Here is a 16794-nt window from a genome sequence, read left to right as displayed (position 1 = left end):
TCTCGCATAGAACCCTTTGGCGCCTTCGATGTCACCCTTTTCGTTCACCCTGCTGTTCGCGATCGCCGTACTCGCGATGGTCGTCACCAAGCTGTGGCTCGCGTCGCGGCAGATCCGCTTCGTCGCCGCGCACCGCAACGGCGTGCCCGCGCAGTTCAGCGCCACCATCCCGCTGACCGCCCACCAGCGCGCGGCCGATTACACCGTCGAGCGCACCCGGCTGACGATGCTCGAGATCGTCGTCAGCGCGGCCGTGCTGGTCGGCCTCACGCTGCTCGGCGGCGTCGGCGCGCTCGACACGCTGCTGACCGGCTGGCTCGGCCGCGGCTACGGGCAACAGGTCGCGCTGGTCGCCGCGGTGCTCGCGATCACGGGCGTGATCGACGTGCCGTTCGAGTATTACCGCCAGTTCGGGATCGAGCAGCGCTTCGGCTTCAACCGGATGACGAAGCGGCTGTTCTTCACCGACATGCTGAAAAACACGTTGCTCGGCGCCGTGCTCGGCCTGCCGCTGCTGTTCGTCGTGCTGTGGCTGATGAACCAGGCCGGCAACCTGTGGTGGCTGTGGACCTGGGTCGTCTGGGTCGCGTTCCAGATGCTCGTGCTGCTGATCTACCCGACCTTCATCGCGCCGCTGTTCAACAAGTTCGAGCCGCTGAAGGACGACGCGCTGCGCGCGCGCATCGAGTCGCTGATGAAGCGCTGCGGCTTCGCGGCCAAGGGGCTGTTCGTGATGGACGGCAGCCGCCGCTCCGCGCACGGCAACGCGTACTTCACGGGCTTCGGCGCATCGAAGCGGATCGTGTTCTTCGACACGCTGCTCGCGCGCCTGTCCGGCCAGGAGATCGAAGCCGTGCTCGCGCACGAGCTCGGCCACTTCAAGCGCCGCCACGTGATGAAGCGGATGCTCGTGTCGTTCGTGCTGAGCCTCGTGCTGCTCGCGCTGCTCGGCTGGCTCGCGCAACGCACGTGGTTCTACACGGGGCTCGGCGTCACGCCGTCGCTCGACACCAGCAACGCGGGCGCCGCGCTCATCCTGTTCTTCCTCGCGATTCCGGTGTTCCTGTTCTTCGCGACGCCGTTCAGCAGCCTCACGTCGCGCAAGCACGAATTCGAGGCCGACGCGTTCGCGGCCAGCCAGACCGACGCGCAGGATCTCGTCAGCGCGCTCGTGAAGCTCTATGAGGACAACGCGTCGACGCTGACGCCCGACCCCGTCTACACGGCCTTCTACTACTCGCATCCGCCCGCGTCGCAGCGGATCGACCGCCTGCTGCAGCACGCATGAGCCGGCCGACCTCCCGCCAGCCGGCCCCGCGCGCATCCGGCGCGCAGCGGGCCGAAGGCCGCGTGATCGCGGCGCACGGCCGCCACTACATCGTCGCGCCCGATGACGGCGGCCCGATGCTGCAATGCTTCCCACGCGGCAAGAAGAGCGACATCGCGGTCGGCGACCGCGTCGCGTACGAGCTCGCATCGGCCGACCAGGGCGTGATCGTGGAGATCGGCGAACGGCGCAACCTGCTGTACCGCTCCGACCAGTTCAAGTCGAAGCTGTTCGCGGCGAACCTCGACCAGTTGCTGATCGTGCTCGCGACCGAGCCCTATTTCAGCGAGGATCTGCTCGGCCGCGCGCTGATCGCGGCCGAGGCGAACGAGCTGAAGCCGCTCGTCGTGCTGAACAAGATCGACGTCCAAGCCGCGCTGCCGGTGGCGCGCGAGCGTCTCGCGCCGTACCGCGCGCTCGGCTACGACGTGCTCGAGCTGTCGGTGAAAGGCGCGCCGGACGACGCGCGCGCGCAGTTGATGCCGCATCTCGCCGGGCATTCGACGATCCTGCTCGGCCAGTCCGGGATGGGCAAGTCGACGCTCGTGAACCTGCTCGTGCCCGATGCCGAAGCCGCGACCCGCGAGATTTCGGCCGCGCTCAACAGCGGCCGTCACACGACCACGTTCACACGCCTGTACCCGCTGGAAGGCGGCGGTGCGCTGATCGATTCGCCGGGATTCCAGGAATTCGGCCTCTACCACCTGACCGAAGGCCGCCTCGAGCGCGCGTTTCCGGAATTCCGTCCGCTGCTCGCGGACTGCCGTTTCTATAATTGTCATCATCTGCACGAGCCCGGCTGCGCGATCCTCGAAGCCGTCGCCGACGGCCGCATCGCGCCGTCCCGGCACGCGCTGTACGCGCAGCTCGTGCATGAGGCGAGCCAGATCGTCCGCTGACCGCTCGACGTGTGCGACGGCCGGCCGGCGCCAGCCGGGCCGGCCTTCATCTACAGGAGCCGCGATGCGTTTCAAGGCACCCGACCTCGCGACCGCACAGCATTGGGCCAACGTGCTCCAAGTGGCCGGCATCGGTTGCGAGCTGCACAACTGCTATGCGACCGGCGCGCTCGGCGGCCTGCCCGCCGATGCGTGCACGCCCGAACTGTGGCTCGACGACGAACGCGACGACGCGCTCGCCCGTCGGCTCCTCGATGCCGCGTCGCACGGCCCGTCGGCCGGCGCGGCACCCTGGCGCTGCCGGCAGTGCGGCGAAGCGCTGGAAGCGCAATTCACCGCGTGCTGGCAATGCGGCGCCGTGCGCGACCCGCTCGACGACTGAACGCACTGCCCCGACGCACAGCGAAAAGGCCGGCATCGAGCCGGCCTTCTCATTTTGGCGAGCGCTGGGCTAGCGCATCACTCACGATACCCACACGGCCAGCGTCAGCATCAGCAGCAGGATCATCCACAGGATCACCGCGCGCCACACGAGGCCAACCGCCGACTGCAGCGTGCGCGGCGTGCAATCGTCACCGACCGTCAACGGACCGCTGTCGCCGACCGCCAGCGCATCGAGGCTCGACGGTTCCGCGAGCGGCCCCGCGAGACGCGCGCCGAGCGCGCCGCTGCCCGCGGCCAGCAATACGCCGTCGTTCGGGTCGGGCCACTGGCGCGTATGGTTGCGCCACGCATAGATCGCATCCTCGAAGTTACCGACGATCGCGAAGCCGAGCGCCGTCAGGCGCGACGGAATCCAGTCGATCACGAAGAATGCGCGCTGCGCGAACGTCGAGAACGCGGCCGTGCGGTCGTCGCCCGGCGTCGACCAGCTGCGCGCGAGGTATTCGGAAATCCGGTACAGCACGGCGCCGGCCGGGCCGATCGGCAGCACGTACCAGAAGAACACGCCGAACACGTGCCGATGCGACGCGACGACCGCGTGGATCAGCGTATGGCGGACGATTTCGCCGACCGGCATGTCGACCGTGTCGATGCCCGTCCACTCGTGCAGGATTTCGCGCGCACGCGGCACGTCGTCGTTGTTGAGCGCGAGATGGATATCGGTGAAGTAGTGGCTGAACTGGCGGAAGCCGAGCGTGAAATACACGACGGCGACGTTCCACAGGAACGCGAGCACGAAGCTCACCTTGTACAGCAGGAAATAGATCAGCGCGACGATCAGCACCCACGGCAGCACGACCGCGAGCCAGGCGAGGAGCCCATGCTTCTGCTTGCCGGCGTCGAGGCCATGCGCGACGGTTTCCGCATGAAACTGGAACAGTGCGAACACCGGATTGCTCGGCGACAACGCGCGGACCTGTTCGATGATGAGAGCGAGGAGAACCGAAAAGAAAGTCATGCGTGGCGCCGTCTTCGGAGTTATGTCATTTTTTGCATAACGATAGCACAGCGTCAGCCGCGCATGGCTGCCGGCGCGGTCGCCGGGCAGCCGCTCGCGCGCGCCGGCCGGCGCGCCCGCCTAACCGGCCGCCAAGAAGCGATACAGATTGCGAAACATGGCGGCAGTTGCGCCCCAGATGAAGTAATGCCCGTCCGGTTCGTCGTTCGGGTAAGGCATGGCAAAAAAACGACGCTCGCCGCCTTCCCACCGGAACACGCGGATCTGATGGTTCGCGGGATTCATCACGAACGCGAGCGGCACTTCGAAAATCTCGGCGACTTCGAACGTGTCGGCCTGCACGGTGAACGGCGGATGCACGAGGCCGACGACCGGCGTCACGCAGAAACCCGTGCCGGTCAGGTAGTCGGGCAGCGCGCCGAGAATCTCGACGCGTTCGGCGGCCAGCCCGATCTCTTCTTTCGCCTCGCGCAACGCGGTGGCGGTCGCGTCGTGGTCGAACGGCTCGCGACGGCCGCCGGGAAAGCTGATCTGTCCGGCGTGGTCGTTCAGGTGATCGGCGCGTTGCGTCAGCAGCACGGTGAGGCCCGACTCGCGGACGATGAGCGGCACGAGGACGGCCGCGCTACGCGGATCGACGCCTTCCTGCAGCCTCGCTTCGCCGGGTTCGACGCTCCACTCGAGCGTGCGCGCGAAGCGTTCTCGCAGGCCGGACGGCGTCATTAGCCTGGAATCGATGACAGGCAGGCCGGCGCCGGTGCCTTCGACCGGCAATACTTCGGGATCGATGATGGGGCGGCGATTCAATGGGGCTCTCGGGTTCGTGTCGTATCGAGCATATTGTCGCGCCAGAATGAAAAAAGCACCCGGTTGGGTGCTTTTTCCTTACAGCTCTTACTCTTGGGAAGCTGCTGCGGCGCGATCCTTCGACACCAGCTTTTCCTTGATACGAGCCGACTTGCCCGAACGCTCGCGCAGGTAGTACAGCTTCGCACGACGCACATCACCGCGACGCTTCACGACGATGCTTGCCAGCAGCGGCGAGTACGTCTGGAACGTACGCTCGACGCCTTCGCCCGACGAGATCTTACGGACGATGAAGTTCGAGTTCAGACCACGATTGCGAATCGCGATCACGACGCCTTCGTAAGCCTGAACGCGCTTGCGGTTACCTTCAACCACGTTCACGTTCACGATCACCGTGTCGCCCGGGGCGAAATCGGGGATGGTCTTGCCGGCGAGCGCGCGCTCGATCTCTTCCTGCTCAAGTTTTGCGATCAGATTCATTACTGACTCCTTATGCCATCGTGTCGGCGTTCACACCCGCCTGCTTCCAGGCCTGGCCCCGATAGAGGATGGATTCACATCAGGCGCCGCACACGCATGTACGGCACCGCCAATTCCCGCTCGCGCAGCCGCCTCAGGAGGCGTCCTTCGCTTCGCGTGCGAGGTTCGCGAGCCACGCCTCGTCGGCCCGGCTCAGCAACTTCTCGCGGCGCGCCCGGACGATCAGGTCCGGCCGCTTCCGCAACGTATTCCTCAATGCTTCCTGGCGCCGCCACTTCTCGATCTCGGCATGATGCCCGCCGAGCAGCACGTCCGGCACGCGCACGCCGTCGTATTCCTCGGGGCGCGTGTAGTGCGGACAATCGAGCAGGCCGTCCGCGAAGCTGTCCTGCACGGCCGACAGCGAATCGTTCAGCACGCCGGGCAGCAACCGCACGACCGCATCCATCATCGCCATCGCCGGCAATTCGCCGCCCGACAGCACGAAATCGCCGAGGCTGATTTCCTCGTCGACGCAACGGTCGAGCAGGCGCTGGTCGATCGCCTCATAGCGACCGCACAGCACGACGACGCCGGGTTCCTGCGCCATCCGCACCGCCCGATCGTGCGTGAGCGGCGCGCCTTGCGGCGACATCATCACGACGCGCGTGCTCGCGATGCCCTGCTCCGCCTGCGCCGCTTTCGCGGCGTCGATCGCGGCTTCGAGCGGCCTGGCCAGCATCACCATGCCCGGACCGCCGCCGTACGGACGATCGTCGACCGTGCGGTAGTTGTCCGTCGTGAAATCACGCGGGTTCCAGGTGCGCAGCCCGAAGCGCCCCTGCTTCACGGCCCGGCTGGTGATTCCCCAGTCGGTCAGTGCACGGAACATCTCGGGAAAGAGCGTGACGACGTCGAACTGCACCGCGCTCTCGGTAACCTGGTTCATTTCAGTAATCGGCTTCCCAATCGACGACGATGCGACGCGCCGCCTGATCCACCGTTTTGACGTAGACGCCGACGAACGGAATCAATCGCTCGTCGGTGGTCGGCTGACCGTCTTTACCGGTTGCCGGATACTCGACACGCATGATCGAATGCACGCCGTTGTCGATCATCCCGCTCACCTTCCCGAGCGCCACCGATTGCTCGTTGACGACCTCGAGACCGATCAGGTCGACCCAATAGAATTCGTCCGCGGCCAGTGCCGGGAAATCTTCCCGGCGCACGAACACGCGAAAGCCGCGCATGAACAGCGCGGCATCGCGGTCGCTGACGCCCGCGGGTTGCGCAACGACAGTATCGCTGTGCGTCTTCGACTGCATGATGCGGACGGAAAGCCGCTCCGCACCGCGTTCCAGCCACCAGCGACGCGCGTTGAGCAGCGCGTCGCCGCCGCGACCGGCATCGGCATGCGTCGCCACCTTGACCCAGCCCTTCAGGCCGTAGGCGTCGACCACCGCCCCGACCTCGACGGCATCGTCGGGCCAGGCTTGCGTCGCGTCGGGACTGCCTGGTTCGGCAGCCTGACCGGCGTTCGCGACCGCGTCGCGCTCGACCGGCTTGCGGACGAATGCGCCGAATGACGCACGCCCGCGCCTTGCATTACCGGAATCGTGACCCGCCATCAATGCACCTCACAGCCGGCACGACCGGCACACCGTGCCATTAGGCAGCCGGTTGCGCCTTTTGCGCTTCCTTCACCAGACGCTGGACGGTCGGCGACAGTTGCGCGCCAACGCCTTGCCAGTACGTCAGGCGATCCTGAGCGATACGCAGCGATTCGCCCTTCGTGGCGACCGGGTTGTAGAAGCCGACGCGTTCGATGAAGCGGCCGTCACGACGGTTGCGCGAATCGGTAGCAACGATGTTGTAGAACGGGCGCTTCTTCGAGCCGCCACGAGCCAGACGGATGATAACCATATGATGTCCTTCGGGAAAACCGGGTTCGAAACTACTGAAACACGCGATTATAGCCGGAAACCAGAGGTACAACAAACACTTACGCGTAAAAATCCGCGGACGGCCCGTCCGCCGGGCATACAATCGTCGTGTCCAGGATGCTACCGACCGTCATGCCGCCTCTTCGCGCCGCCCCGATGCGCCGCGTGCAGCACCTGTTCGCGGCGCTGCTTGCCGGCCTCGCCTGCCTCGCGTCGGCCCCGGCGTTTGCCGCGCCGCTGCCTGTGAACGAACTCGTCGTGCCGCCCGGCTTCCATGTGGACGTGCTGACCGACGCCGTCCCGGCCGCACGGGAAATGGCGTGGTCGCCGCGCGGCATCCTGTATGTCGGCACGCGGGACGGCCGCGTCCACGCACTGGTGATGCACGAGGGCCGGATCAGCGCACGCTACGTGATCGCGTCCGGGCTCGACATGCCCGTCGGGGTGGCCTACCTCGACGGCGCCCTTTATATATCCGCCGTGTCGCGCATCCTGCGCGTCGATCATATCGACGACCGGCTCGCGAAACCGCCCGCGCCCGTCGTCGTGACCGACGCACTGCCGACCGATCACCATCACGGCTGGAAATTCATCGCGTTCGGCCCCGACGGCAAGCTGTACGTGCCGATCGGCGCACCGTGCAACGTCTGCCTCGCCGATCGCAGCCGCTACGCGATCATCGCGCGGATGAACGCCGACGGCAGCGGGCGTGAAGTGGTCGCGCGCGGCATACGCAACACGGTCGGCTTTGCATGGCACCCGGATTCGGGCGAGCTCTGGTTCACCGACAACGGGCGCGACCTGATGGGCGACGACGTACCGGACGACAAGCTGAACCGCGCGCCGCGCGCCGGCCTCGACTTCGGTTTTCCATACTGCCACGGCGGCGATACGCCCGACCCCGAATTCGGCAGCGCCGACGCGTGCCGACGTTATGTGCCGCCGGTCCTGAAACTCGGTGCGCACGTCGCGGCGCTCGGGATGCGCTTCTACACCGGGCCGATGTTTCCGGCGTCTTATCGCAATAACGTCTTCATTGCCGAACACGGCTCGTGGAACCGCCGCACGAAGGTCGGCTACCGCGTGATGCGCGTGGTCGTCTCGGCGGACGGCAGCCATGCTCGTCAAACGCCGTTCGTCACGGGCTGGCTGCGGCCCGACGGCACGGCATGGGGACGCCCGGCCGATGTATTGCCGCTGCCGGACGGTTCGCTGCTCGTCAGCGACGATTACGCGGGCGCGATCTACCGCGTGACGTATGCGGCACCCTGACGCACGCGAGGGGTGACCGGCCCCGACCGGGCATCGTAGAATGCGTGCCGGGCCGCGCGCCCGCGCCGGCCTGCCGGCCCCGCCCATGCCAACGACACTACGCCGCCATCCATGTCCAGCAGCACCGCATCGCCCCGCCGCTTCCGCTCCAAGACGCTCACCGCCGCCCTCGCGTTCCTGCTCGGGTCGATCGGCGCGCATCGCTTCTATCTGTACGGCTTTCGCGACGTATACGGCTGGGCCCACCTGCTCGCGACGATCGTCGGCATCCCGGGCTTCCTGCTGCTTGCCGCAACCCAGCGCAGCGCCGGCCTCGGCTGGTGGCTCGCGGTGCCCGGTGCAATCTCGCTGCTGGCGGCGTTCCTCGCCGCACTCGTCTACGGGCTGCGCCCCGATGAAAAATGGGATGCGCAATTCAACGCCGACACCGGCAAGCAGAGCCAGTCGGGCTGGACCGTGATCTTCGTCGTGATCTTCTCGCTGCTGATCGGTGCGTTCCTGTTGATGACCGCACTCGCGCTGTCGTTCCAGACGTACTTCGAATCGCAGGTTGAAGCGGCCAAGCAGATTTCGCAGTAAGCACGACCAATACAGTCGATACGGCCCACCGGCGACTGCGTTGCTCGCCGGTCAGAACAGGTTCAACTGCATGTCGTCGCGCGATTTCGCGCCAGCTGCACGAACCGCGACGCGCGGCGCCGGCGCCCCGGCGGCAGGCGCACCGCGGAACCGCGACAGATCGAGGATGCCGTTCGTGCGTTCGTTCAACCCGAGCCGCTTGACGGCCTGACGGAAGCGCTGCCGCAGCAGGTCGGCCCAGATCCCCTCGCCCTTCATCCGTTTCGAGAAATCCGAGTCGTAATCCTTGCCGCCGCGCATGTCGCGCACGCGATTCATCACGCGCTCCGCGCGATCGGGAAAATGCGCGGCAAGCCACTGCTTGAACAGCGGCGCGACCTCCCACGGCAACCTCAGGACGATGTAGCTCGCATGCGTCGCACCGGCTTCCGCGCAGGCCTCCAGCACGTGCTCCATGTCGGGCTCGGTCACGAACGGAATCACCGGTGCAATGCTCACGCCGACCGGTACGCCCGCATCGCGCAGCGCACGGATCGTGCGCAACCGCCGCGCCGGCGTGGCCGCGCGCGGCTCGAGCGTGCGCGCCAGTTCGGCATCGAGCGTCGTGATCGTGACCGCCGCCATCACCTGCCCGCGTTCGGCCATCGGCGCGAGCAGGTCGAGATCGCGCTCGATCAGCGACGACTTCGTGATCGCCGCGAACGGCAGCCCGCGGTCGTGCATCACCTGGATCACGCTGCGCGTGATGCGCAGGTCGCGCTCGACCGGCTGGTACGCGTCGGTGTTGACGCCGAGGGCGATCGGCTCCGGCACGTAGCGCTTGCGCGAAATCTCGCGCTCGAGCAGTTCGGCTGCATTGACCTTCGCGTAGATGCGGCTTTCGAAATCGAGCCCCGGCGACAGCCCGAGGTAGCTGTGCGTCGGCCGCGCGAAGCAATAGATACAGCCGTGCTCGCAGCCGCGATACGGATTGAGCGACACGCTGAACGGAATATCGGGCGACTGGTTGCGCGTCAGGATGCTCTTCGCCCGCTCCTCGAAGACCTGCGTGCGCAGCGGCGCGGGGAAATCGGCATCGTCGGACGCGTGCGTCCAGCCGTCGTCCACCGCTTCGCGCTGCGCGATTTCATACCGCCCCTGCAGGTTGTCGACCGCGCCGCGCCCCTTGCGGGGCACGGGCGGCGCTACCGGAAATTCGTTGTCGGACCGATCGTCCATGTGCCCACCCATTCGCCTGCGCCCAATACTGTACATTTATACAGTATTGGGCGCAGCATGCCAAGGGTGGGATAAAGGGCCCGACGACGGGCCGCCCAGCGTCACTCGCCGACCGCAATCGTCAGCGTTTCCTTGATTTCCTCCATCACGACATAGCTCTTCGACTGCACGGCGCCGGGCAACTGCAGCAGGATGTCGCCGAGCAGTTTCCGGTAGTCGGCCATCTCGCCGATCCGCGCCTTGATCAGGTAGTCGAAATCGCCGGAGACGAGATGGCATTCGAGCACCTCGTCGATCTTCATCACTTCCCGGCGGAACTGCTCGAACATGTTGCCGCCCTTGTGGCCGAGCGTGATCTCGACGAACACCAGCAGCGCGGCATCCAGCTGATGCGGGTCGACCCGCGCGTGATAGCCGGTGATCACGCCGTCGCGCTCCATGCGCCGCACGCGCTCGATGCACGGCGTGACGGTCAGTCCGACCTGTTCCGCGAGGTCCTTCATCGCCATCCGGCCGTCGTCCTGGAGCAGTTTCAGGATGCGCCGGTCGAGCTTGTCGAGCGTACGTACGGGCTGACGTTGCGTTCTCATTTGTTTATGCTGAAAACCAGAAAAATACAATAACAAAAACTGCACATTCGACAATACCATAGCTCAAAAAACTAGATCAGCTAGAGGTTACACGGAGCCGCAGGTGCGCCCGGCCTCGACCTGGTTCCTTCCATCTGGAGCAGCTATGCGAGTCGTCATTCTGGGCAGCGGTGTAGTGGGCGTGGCAAGCGCGTATTACCTTGCGCGCGCCGGTCATGAAGTCACGGTGATCGACCGGGAAGCCGGCCCGGCGCTGGAGACGAGCTTCGCGAACGCAGGCCAGATCTCTCCCGGCTATGCGGCACCGTGGGCCGCGCCCGGCGTGCCGCTGAAGGCCGTCAAGTGGATGTTCGAAAAGCATGCGCCGCTCGCGATCCGTCTCGACGGCACGCGCTTCCAGCTCCAGTGGATGGTTCAGATGCTGCGCAACTGCACGGCCGAGCGCTATGCAGTCAACAAGGGCCGCATGGTCCGTCTCGCCGAATACAGCCGCGACTGCCTGCAGGCGCTGCGCGCCGATACCGGCATCGAATACGAAGGCCGCACGGGTGGCACGCTGCAACTGTTCCGCACGCAGCAGCAACTCGACGGCGCGGCGAAGGACATCGCCGTGCTGCAGGAAGCGAACGTGCCGTTCGAACTGCTGTCGCCGGCCGAACTGAAGCATGCCGAACCGGCGCTCGCCGCCGTCTCGCACAAGCTGACGGGCGGCCTGCGCCTGCCGGGCGACGAAACCGGCGATTGCCAGCTGTTCACGACGCGCCTCGCCGCGCTCGCCGAATCGCTCGGCGTCAAGTTCCGCTACAACACGCCGATCGATGCGCTCGCGATCGCGGGCGGCAAGATCGCCGGCGTGCAGTGCGGCAGCGAGACGGTGCGTGCCGACGCGTACGTCGTCGCGCTCGGCTCGTACTCGACCCGCTTCATCTCCCACCTGATGAAGATTCCCGTCTATCCGCTCAAGGGCTATTCGATCACCGCGCCGATCGTCAACGAAGCCGCGGCGCCGGTGTCGACCGTGCTCGACGAGACCTACAAGATCGCGATCACGCGCTTCGACCAGCGCATCCGCGTCGGCGGCATGGCGGAAATCGTCGGCTTCGACAAGACGCTGCGCGCGGCGCGCCGCGAAACGCTCGAGATGTGCGTGAACGACCTGTTCCCGGGCGGCGGCGACACGTCGAAGGCCACGTTCTGGACGGGCCTGCGCCCGATGACGCCGGACGGCACGCCGATCGTCGGCCGCACGCCGGTGTCGAACCTGTTCCTGAACACCGGCCACGGCACGCTCGGCTGGACGATGTCGTGCGGCTCGGGCCAACTGCTCGCGGACCTGATCTCGGGCAAGATGCCCGCGATCCAGGCCGACGACCTGTCGGTGCATCGTTACCTGAAGGACGTGCCCGGCCAGACGCGCCCGGCCTACGCGTAAACCGGAACGGCCCGCTGCGATGCGGGCCGATTGCATCAACGAGAAAGGCGCCCGAGGGCGCTTTTCTCGTTTTGGCGACTGCGACTCGACTGCGAGTGGCCACTCGGCACGACGCTTCAGTCGACGCGCGCATGCACGCGTCGTCCGTTGAACGAATCGACGTTACCCGCCGTGCCTGCGCGACGATATGTTCGGCGCGGCACGGTACGAGCGCGAATCGTCCGGACGAGCGATATCCGCTCCTCATTCAACGACCACACAACGAAAAAAGGGGCGCTCGTCGCGCCCCTCTTCTTGTGTGCTTACCGCTGAAGCGTCACGCCGCGTCAGCCGAGCTCGCTCACGAGCTCCGGCACGAGCGAGAACAGATCGCCGACAAGGCCGTAGTCGGCCACGCTGAAGATCGGTGCTTCGGGATCCTTGTTGATCGCGACGATCACCTTCGAATCCTTCATGCCGGCCAGGTGCTGGATCGCACCCGAGATGCCGACCGCGATGTACAACTGCGGCGCGACGATCTTGCCGGTCTGGCCGACCTGGTAGTCGTTCGGCACGTAGCCGGCGTCGACTGCCGCGCGCGATGCGCCGAGCGCTGCGGACAGCTTGTCGGCCAGCGGCTCCAGCACCTTCGTGTAGTTCTCGCCGCTGCCCAGACCGCGGCCGCCCGACACGATGATGCTCGCCGACGTCAGTTCCGGACGGTCCAGCTTCGTCACTTCACGGCTCACGAACTGCGACTTGCCGGCGTCGGCTGCCGCTTCGATCTTGTCGACCGATGCGCTGCCGCCTTCCGCCGCCACCGGATCGAAACCCGTCGCACGCACCGTGATCACCTTGATCGGATCGCTCGACTGCACCGTCGCGATCGCGTTGCCCGCGTAGATCGGACGCTCGAACGTATCGGCCGAATCGACCGCCGTGATGTCCGAGATCTGTGCGACGTCCAGCTTCGCGGCGATGCGCGGCGCGATGTTCTTGCCGTAGGCCGTCGCCGGCGCGAGGATGTGCGAGTAGTCCTTCGCGATGTTCAGCGCGGTCGCTTCAACGTTTTCCGCCAGGCCTTCGGCCAGTTGCGGCGCGTCGGCCAGCAGCACCTTCGAAACGCCCGCGATTTTCGCTGCCGCATCGGCCGCCGCTTGCGCGTTGTGGCCCGCGACCAGCACGTGGATGTCGCCGCCGACGAATTTGCCAACTTCGGCCGCCGCCGCCACCGTGTTCAGCGTCGCGGCCTTGATCGACGCGTTGTCGTGTTCTGCAATCACCAGAATCGTCATTTCTTTGCGCTCCCTCTTACAGCACCTTGGCTTCGGTCTTCAGCTTCTCGACCAGCGTCTTCACGTCCGGCACCTTCACGCCGGCCGCGCGCTTCGGCGGCTCGACCACCTTCAGCGTCTTCAGACGCGGCGCGACGTCCACACCGAGGTCTTCCGGCTTCACGGTTTCCAGCGGCTTCTTCTTCGCCTTCATGATGTTCGGCAGCGTCACGTAGCGCGGCTCGTTCAGGCGCAGGTCGGTCGTGACCACCGCCGGCAGCGTCAGCGACAGCGTTTCCGCGCCGCCGTCGACTTCCCGCGCAACGGTTGCCTTGCCGTCGGCGATCGTCACCTTCGACGCGAACGTCGCTTGCGGCAGACCTGCCAGCGCGGCCAGCATCTGCCCCGTCTGGTTCGAATCGTCGTCGATCGCCTGCTTGCCGAGGATCACCAGCTGCGGCTGCTCCTTGTCGACCAGCGCCTTCAGGATCTTCGCGACGGCCAGCGGCTCGACGCTGTCGTTCGATTCGACGAGGATCGCGCGATCCGCGCCGATCGCCAGCGCCGTGCGCAGCGTTTCCTGCGCTTGCGTGACACCCACCGACACCGCGATCACTTCGGTCGCGACGCCCGCTTCCTTGAGGCGCACCGCTTCTTCCACCGCGATTTCGTCGAACGGGTTCATCGACATCTTCACGTTCGCGATGTCGACGCCCGTGTTGTCCGACTTCACGCGGACCTTCACGTTGTAATCGACCACTCTTTTCACTGGCACCAGGATTTTCATGCACACGCTCCAAAGTTACGAATACGACCAGAGGCCATTTTATAGCGCGGCCTCATGACTGCGCGGCCAGGCGGACCCAACCATGATGGTTGTCGAGGATACCGCTTCTTGGCGACGCGCCAATGATAGCGAACGGTCGTTCTATTTTAAAAGAGAAAAAACCCGGACGCAAAGCCCGGGTTTTCGATCATCGACTCTAATCCCGCCGGGCGTCCGTGCGCTGCCGGTTACCAGGCGGCAATGACCGCGCCGCCGAACTTGCCTTCGATGAACTGCTTCACGTCGGCCGAGTGATACGCGGCGATCAGCTTCGCGACCCACGGCTTGTTCCGGTCCGCCTCGCGGATCGCGAGGATGTTCGCGTACGGGCCGTTCGGGCCCTCGATCGCGATCGCGTCCTGTTTCGGTTTCAACCCCGCTTCCATCGCGTAGTTGGTATTGATCGCGGCCGCGTCGACGTCGCCGAGCGAACGCGGAATCTGCGCGGCATCGAGTTCGACGATCTTCAGCTTGCGCGGATTGTCGACGATATCGAGCGGCGTCGCCTTCAGCCCCGCATCCGCGCGCAGCTTCAGCAGCCCCTGCTTCTGCAGCAACAGCAGCGCGCGGCCGCCGTTGGTCGGATCGTTCGGCACCGCGACGCGCGCGCCCGGCTTCAGTTCGGCCAGCGACTTCACGCGCTTCGAATAGATGCCCATCGGGAACGTGACGGTGTCCGCGACCTTGAGCAGCTTGTAGCCGCGATCCTTCACCTGCGCCTGCAGATACGGATCGTGCTGGTAGCTGTTCGCGTCGAGGTCGCCCGACGCGAGCGCGGCGTTCGGCTGCACGTAATCGGAGAATTCGACGATGCGGATCTCCAGGCCGTCCTTCGCCGCGACCTTCTTCACCACTTCCATGATCTGCGCGTGCGGGCCGCCCGTCACGCCGACCTTGATGGTTTCGGCCTGCGCATGCGCGCCCGCGAACAGTGCGGCCGCGCCCAGCGCCGCCGCGAACTTGAGCATGAAGCGTCGTTGCATCGTTTCTCCCCTATCGGATCGGTTTGGTTTTATTTGTGGCTGAGCCGGCGCACCAGCCAGTCGCCGAACGATTGCACGATCTGCACGAACACGATCAGGATTGCGACGACCGTCCACATCACTTCGGGCAGATAGCGCTGGTAACCGTAGCGGATCCCGAGATCGCCGAGCCCGCCGCCGCCGATCGCGCCCGCCATCGCCGAATAGCCGACCAGCGACACGAACGTGATCGTCAGGCCCGCGACGATGCCCGGCAGCGATTCGGGCAGCAGCACCTTGAAGACGATCTGCGACGTGGTCGCGCCCATCGATTGCGCGGCCTCGATCAGCCCGCGGTCGACTTCGCGCAGCGCCGTTTCGACGAGACGCGCGATGAACGGCGCGGACGCGAGCGTCAGCGGCACGACCGCCGCGGCCGTGCCGATCGACGAACCCGTGACGAGCCGCGTGAACGGAATCACCGCGACCAGCAGGATGATGAACGGCGTCGAGCGGACGGCATTCACGATGCCGCCGAGCACGCGATTCACCGCGAGGTTCTGCAGCACGCCCTGGCGGTCGGTCAGGTAGAGCAGCACGCCGAGCGGCAGGCCGACGAGCGCGCCGACCGCCCCGGCGATGCCGACCATGATCAGCGTCTCCCAGAACGACTGCACGAACATATCGAACATCTCACTCAACATACGAAAGCTCCTCTACCACCACACCTTGCTCGCGCAGGAACGCGAGCGCCTGCCCGACCTTGCCCGGCTCGCCGCCCGCGAGCACCGCGAGCGAACCGAATGCCTGCCCCTGGATCTCGTCGATCTGGCCGTGCAGGATGTTGAAATCGAGTTCGTACCGGCGGATCGTCTCCGACAGGATCGGCTGGTCGACCCCCGAGCCCGTGAACGCGAGCCGCAGCAGATGCCCGCGGCCCGTCTTCAGCCGCTCGGCCACGCGCGCCTTCAGCGCGGGCGGCAGTTCCTGCGCGATCACGTCGCCGATCAGCGCGCGCGTCACTTCGTGGTGCGGCTGCAGAAACACGTCGATCACGCGGCCTTCCTCGACCACGCGACCCGCATCGAGCACCGCGACGCGATCGCAGACCTGCTTGATCACTTCCATCTGGTGCGTGATCAGCACGATGGTCAGGCCGAGCTCGCGGTTGATGCGCTTCAGCAGATCGAGGATCGAGCGCGTGGTTTCGGGGTCGAGCGCGGACGTCGCTTCGTCCGACAGCAGCACCTTCGGCTGGCTCGCCAGCGCGCGGGCGATACCGACGCGCTGCTTCTGCCCGCCGCTGATCTGCGCCGGATAGCGATCCTTCTGCGCGGACAGCCCGACCAGGTCGAGCAGCGGCAGCACGGCGGCCTCGATGTCGGCACGACTCGCGCCGGCCAGCTCGAGCGGCAGCGCGACGTTGTCGAACACCGTGCGCGACGACAGCAGGTTGAAGTGCTGGAAGATCATGCCGATCTCGCGGCGCGCTTCGCGCAGCGCGCCGGCCGACAGCAGCGTGAGATCGCGCCCGCCGACGACGACATTGCCTTCGGTCGGCCGCGTCAGCAGGTTGATGGTGCGCACGAGCGTGCTCTTGCCGGCGCCGCTTCGGCCGATGATGCCGAACACCTCGCCTTGCGGGATCGTCAGGTTGACGTTGTGCAACGCTTCGACCCAGCCGCCCGGGCCGGGGAAACGCTGCGAAAGATTGCGTAATTCGATCATGTAAACAAAATGGCGGCCGGCCGGCGAGTTGGCCCGCCAGTCGGCCGCCGATGCATCTGGAATAGCCGGCGATTTTACCGCAAACCCCTCATTCCCC

At 66.0% G+C, this 16794-nt stretch carries 19 protein-coding genes; 6 read left to right on the top strand and 13 right to left on the bottom strand.

Annotated features, from left to right (window positions below; translation table 11 throughout):
• The first annotated feature begins 28 nt into the window (after positions 1-28).
• The 3 genes from GJG85_RS05310 to GJG85_RS05300 all read left to right on the top strand — a co-directional run bounded on the left by GJG85_RS05310 (position 29) and on the right by GJG85_RS05300 (position 2608).
• Positions 29-1288, top strand: a complete 1260-nt coding sequence (locus tag GJG85_RS05310; RefSeq protein WP_050011804.1) for a M48 family metallopeptidase — start codon at positions 29-31, stop codon at positions 1286-1288.
• The gene (gene rsgA, locus GJG85_RS05305) at positions 1285-2226 is read left to right on the top strand and encodes a ribosome small subunit-dependent GTPase A (protein ID WP_050011511.1); all 942 of its coding nucleotides are present in this window, start codon (positions 1285-1287) and stop codon (positions 2224-2226) included. Before GJG85_RS05310 ends, rsgA begins: the two co-directional genes overlap by 4 nt.
• 64 nt (positions 2227-2290) lie before the next feature.
• A complete protein-coding gene (locus GJG85_RS05300) occupies positions 2291-2608 on the top strand; it encodes a hypothetical protein (RefSeq protein ID WP_011351362.1) in 318 nt (105 codons plus the stop codon).
• Positions 2609-2689: 81 nt separating this feature from the next.
• Here the strand turns inward: GJG85_RS05300 and GJG85_RS05295 are convergent, their stop codons facing one another.
• The 6 genes from GJG85_RS05295 to rpsP form a co-directional block, all read right to left on the bottom strand.
• Positions 2690-3628: a CobD/CbiB family protein gene (locus tag GJG85_RS05295; protein WP_050011514.1), complete on the bottom strand. Its 939-nt coding sequence runs from the start codon at positions 3626-3628 to the stop codon at positions 2690-2692.
• A 120-nt stretch (positions 3629-3748) separates the two neighbouring features.
• Positions 3749-4435, bottom strand: a complete 687-nt coding sequence (locus GJG85_RS05290) for a CoA pyrophosphatase (protein WP_089488263.1) — start codon at positions 4433-4435, stop codon at positions 3749-3751.
• An 87-nt stretch (positions 4436-4522) separates the two neighbouring features.
• Positions 4523-4915: a 50S ribosomal protein L19 gene (gene rplS, locus GJG85_RS05285; RefSeq protein WP_006486838.1), complete on the bottom strand. Its 393-nt coding sequence runs from the start codon at positions 4913-4915 to the stop codon at positions 4523-4525.
• A gap of 133 nt (positions 4916-5048) precedes the next feature.
• Positions 5049-5843, bottom strand: a complete 795-nt coding sequence (trmD, locus tag GJG85_RS05280; RefSeq protein WP_006476548.1) for a tRNA (guanosine(37)-N1)-methyltransferase TrmD — start codon at positions 5841-5843, stop codon at positions 5049-5051.
• A gap of 1 nt (position 5844) precedes the next feature.
• Positions 5845-6522 (bottom strand): ribosome maturation factor RimM, encoded by a 678-nt coding sequence (gene rimM / locus GJG85_RS05275; RefSeq protein WP_050011517.1) that lies wholly within the window; start codon positions 6520-6522, stop codon positions 5845-5847.
• A gap of 40 nt (positions 6523-6562) precedes the next feature.
• Positions 6563-6817, bottom strand: a complete 255-nt coding sequence (rpsP, locus tag GJG85_RS05270) for a 30S ribosomal protein S16 (RefSeq protein WP_006476550.1) — start codon at positions 6815-6817, stop codon at positions 6563-6565.
• A 152-nt stretch (positions 6818-6969) separates the two neighbouring features.
• Here rpsP and GJG85_RS05265 point away from each other — a divergent pair, with 152 nt between their 5' ends.
• Both GJG85_RS05265 and GJG85_RS05260 read left to right on the top strand, forming a co-directional pair.
• Positions 6970-8109: a PQQ-dependent sugar dehydrogenase gene (locus GJG85_RS05265; protein ID WP_050011521.1), complete on the top strand. Its 1140-nt coding sequence runs from the start codon at positions 6970-6972 to the stop codon at positions 8107-8109.
• Between the two features lie 111 nt (positions 8110-8220).
• Positions 8221-8688 (top strand): TM2 domain-containing protein, encoded by a 468-nt coding sequence (locus tag GJG85_RS05260; protein WP_050011523.1) that lies wholly within the window; start codon positions 8221-8223, stop codon positions 8686-8688.
• Between the two features lie 51 nt (positions 8689-8739).
• Here the strand turns inward: GJG85_RS05260 and GJG85_RS05255 are convergent, their stop codons facing one another.
• The gene (locus GJG85_RS05255) at positions 8740-9918 is read right to left on the bottom strand and encodes a PA0069 family radical SAM protein (RefSeq protein WP_124557544.1); all 1179 of its coding nucleotides are present in this window, start codon (positions 9916-9918) and stop codon (positions 8740-8742) included.
• Positions 9919-10007: 89 nt separating this feature from the next.
• A complete protein-coding gene (locus tag GJG85_RS05250; protein WP_050011526.1) occupies positions 10008-10496 on the bottom strand; it encodes an Lrp/AsnC ligand binding domain-containing protein in 489 nt (162 codons plus the stop codon).
• Between the two features lie 145 nt (positions 10497-10641).
• Between GJG85_RS05250 and GJG85_RS05245 the strand changes: the two genes are divergently transcribed.
• A complete protein-coding gene (locus GJG85_RS05245; protein ID WP_050011527.1) occupies positions 10642-11928 on the top strand; it encodes a D-amino acid dehydrogenase in 1287 nt (428 codons plus the stop codon).
• 326 nt (positions 11929-12254) lie between these two features.
• Here GJG85_RS05245 and GJG85_RS05240 read toward each other — a convergent pair whose 3' ends face one another.
• The 5 genes from GJG85_RS05240 to GJG85_RS05220 form a co-directional block, all read right to left on the bottom strand.
• Entirely contained in the window at positions 12255-13202 is a 948-nt protein-coding gene (locus tag GJG85_RS05240; protein WP_050011528.1) for an electron transfer flavoprotein subunit alpha/FixB family protein, read from the bottom strand.
• A gap of 16 nt (positions 13203-13218) precedes the next feature.
• Positions 13219-13968: an electron transfer flavoprotein subunit beta/FixA family protein gene (locus GJG85_RS05235; protein ID WP_014897713.1), complete on the bottom strand. Its 750-nt coding sequence runs from the start codon at positions 13966-13968 to the stop codon at positions 13219-13221.
• A gap of 227 nt (positions 13969-14195) precedes the next feature.
• Complete coding sequence (locus GJG85_RS05230) at positions 14196-14990, bottom strand: MetQ/NlpA family ABC transporter substrate-binding protein (RefSeq protein ID WP_089488260.1); 795 nt, start codon at positions 14988-14990, stop codon at positions 14196-14198.
• 29 nt (positions 14991-15019) lie between these two features.
• Entirely contained in the window at positions 15020-15673 is a 654-nt protein-coding gene (locus GJG85_RS05225; protein ID WP_204383726.1) for a methionine ABC transporter permease, read from the bottom strand.
• Positions 15663-16697, bottom strand: a complete 1035-nt coding sequence (locus GJG85_RS05220; protein WP_050011531.1) for a methionine ABC transporter ATP-binding protein — start codon at positions 16695-16697, stop codon at positions 15663-15665. Before GJG85_RS05220 ends, GJG85_RS05225 begins: the two co-directional genes overlap by 11 nt.
• Positions 16698-16794 lie beyond the last annotated feature (97 nt).

It is taken from the genome of Burkholderia sp. MS389 (assembly GCF_016899425.1).
Classification (GTDB): Bacteria; Pseudomonadota; Gammaproteobacteria; order Burkholderiales; family Burkholderiaceae; genus Burkholderia; species Burkholderia sola.
This window is presented reverse-complemented; position numbering and strand designations above follow the sequence as displayed.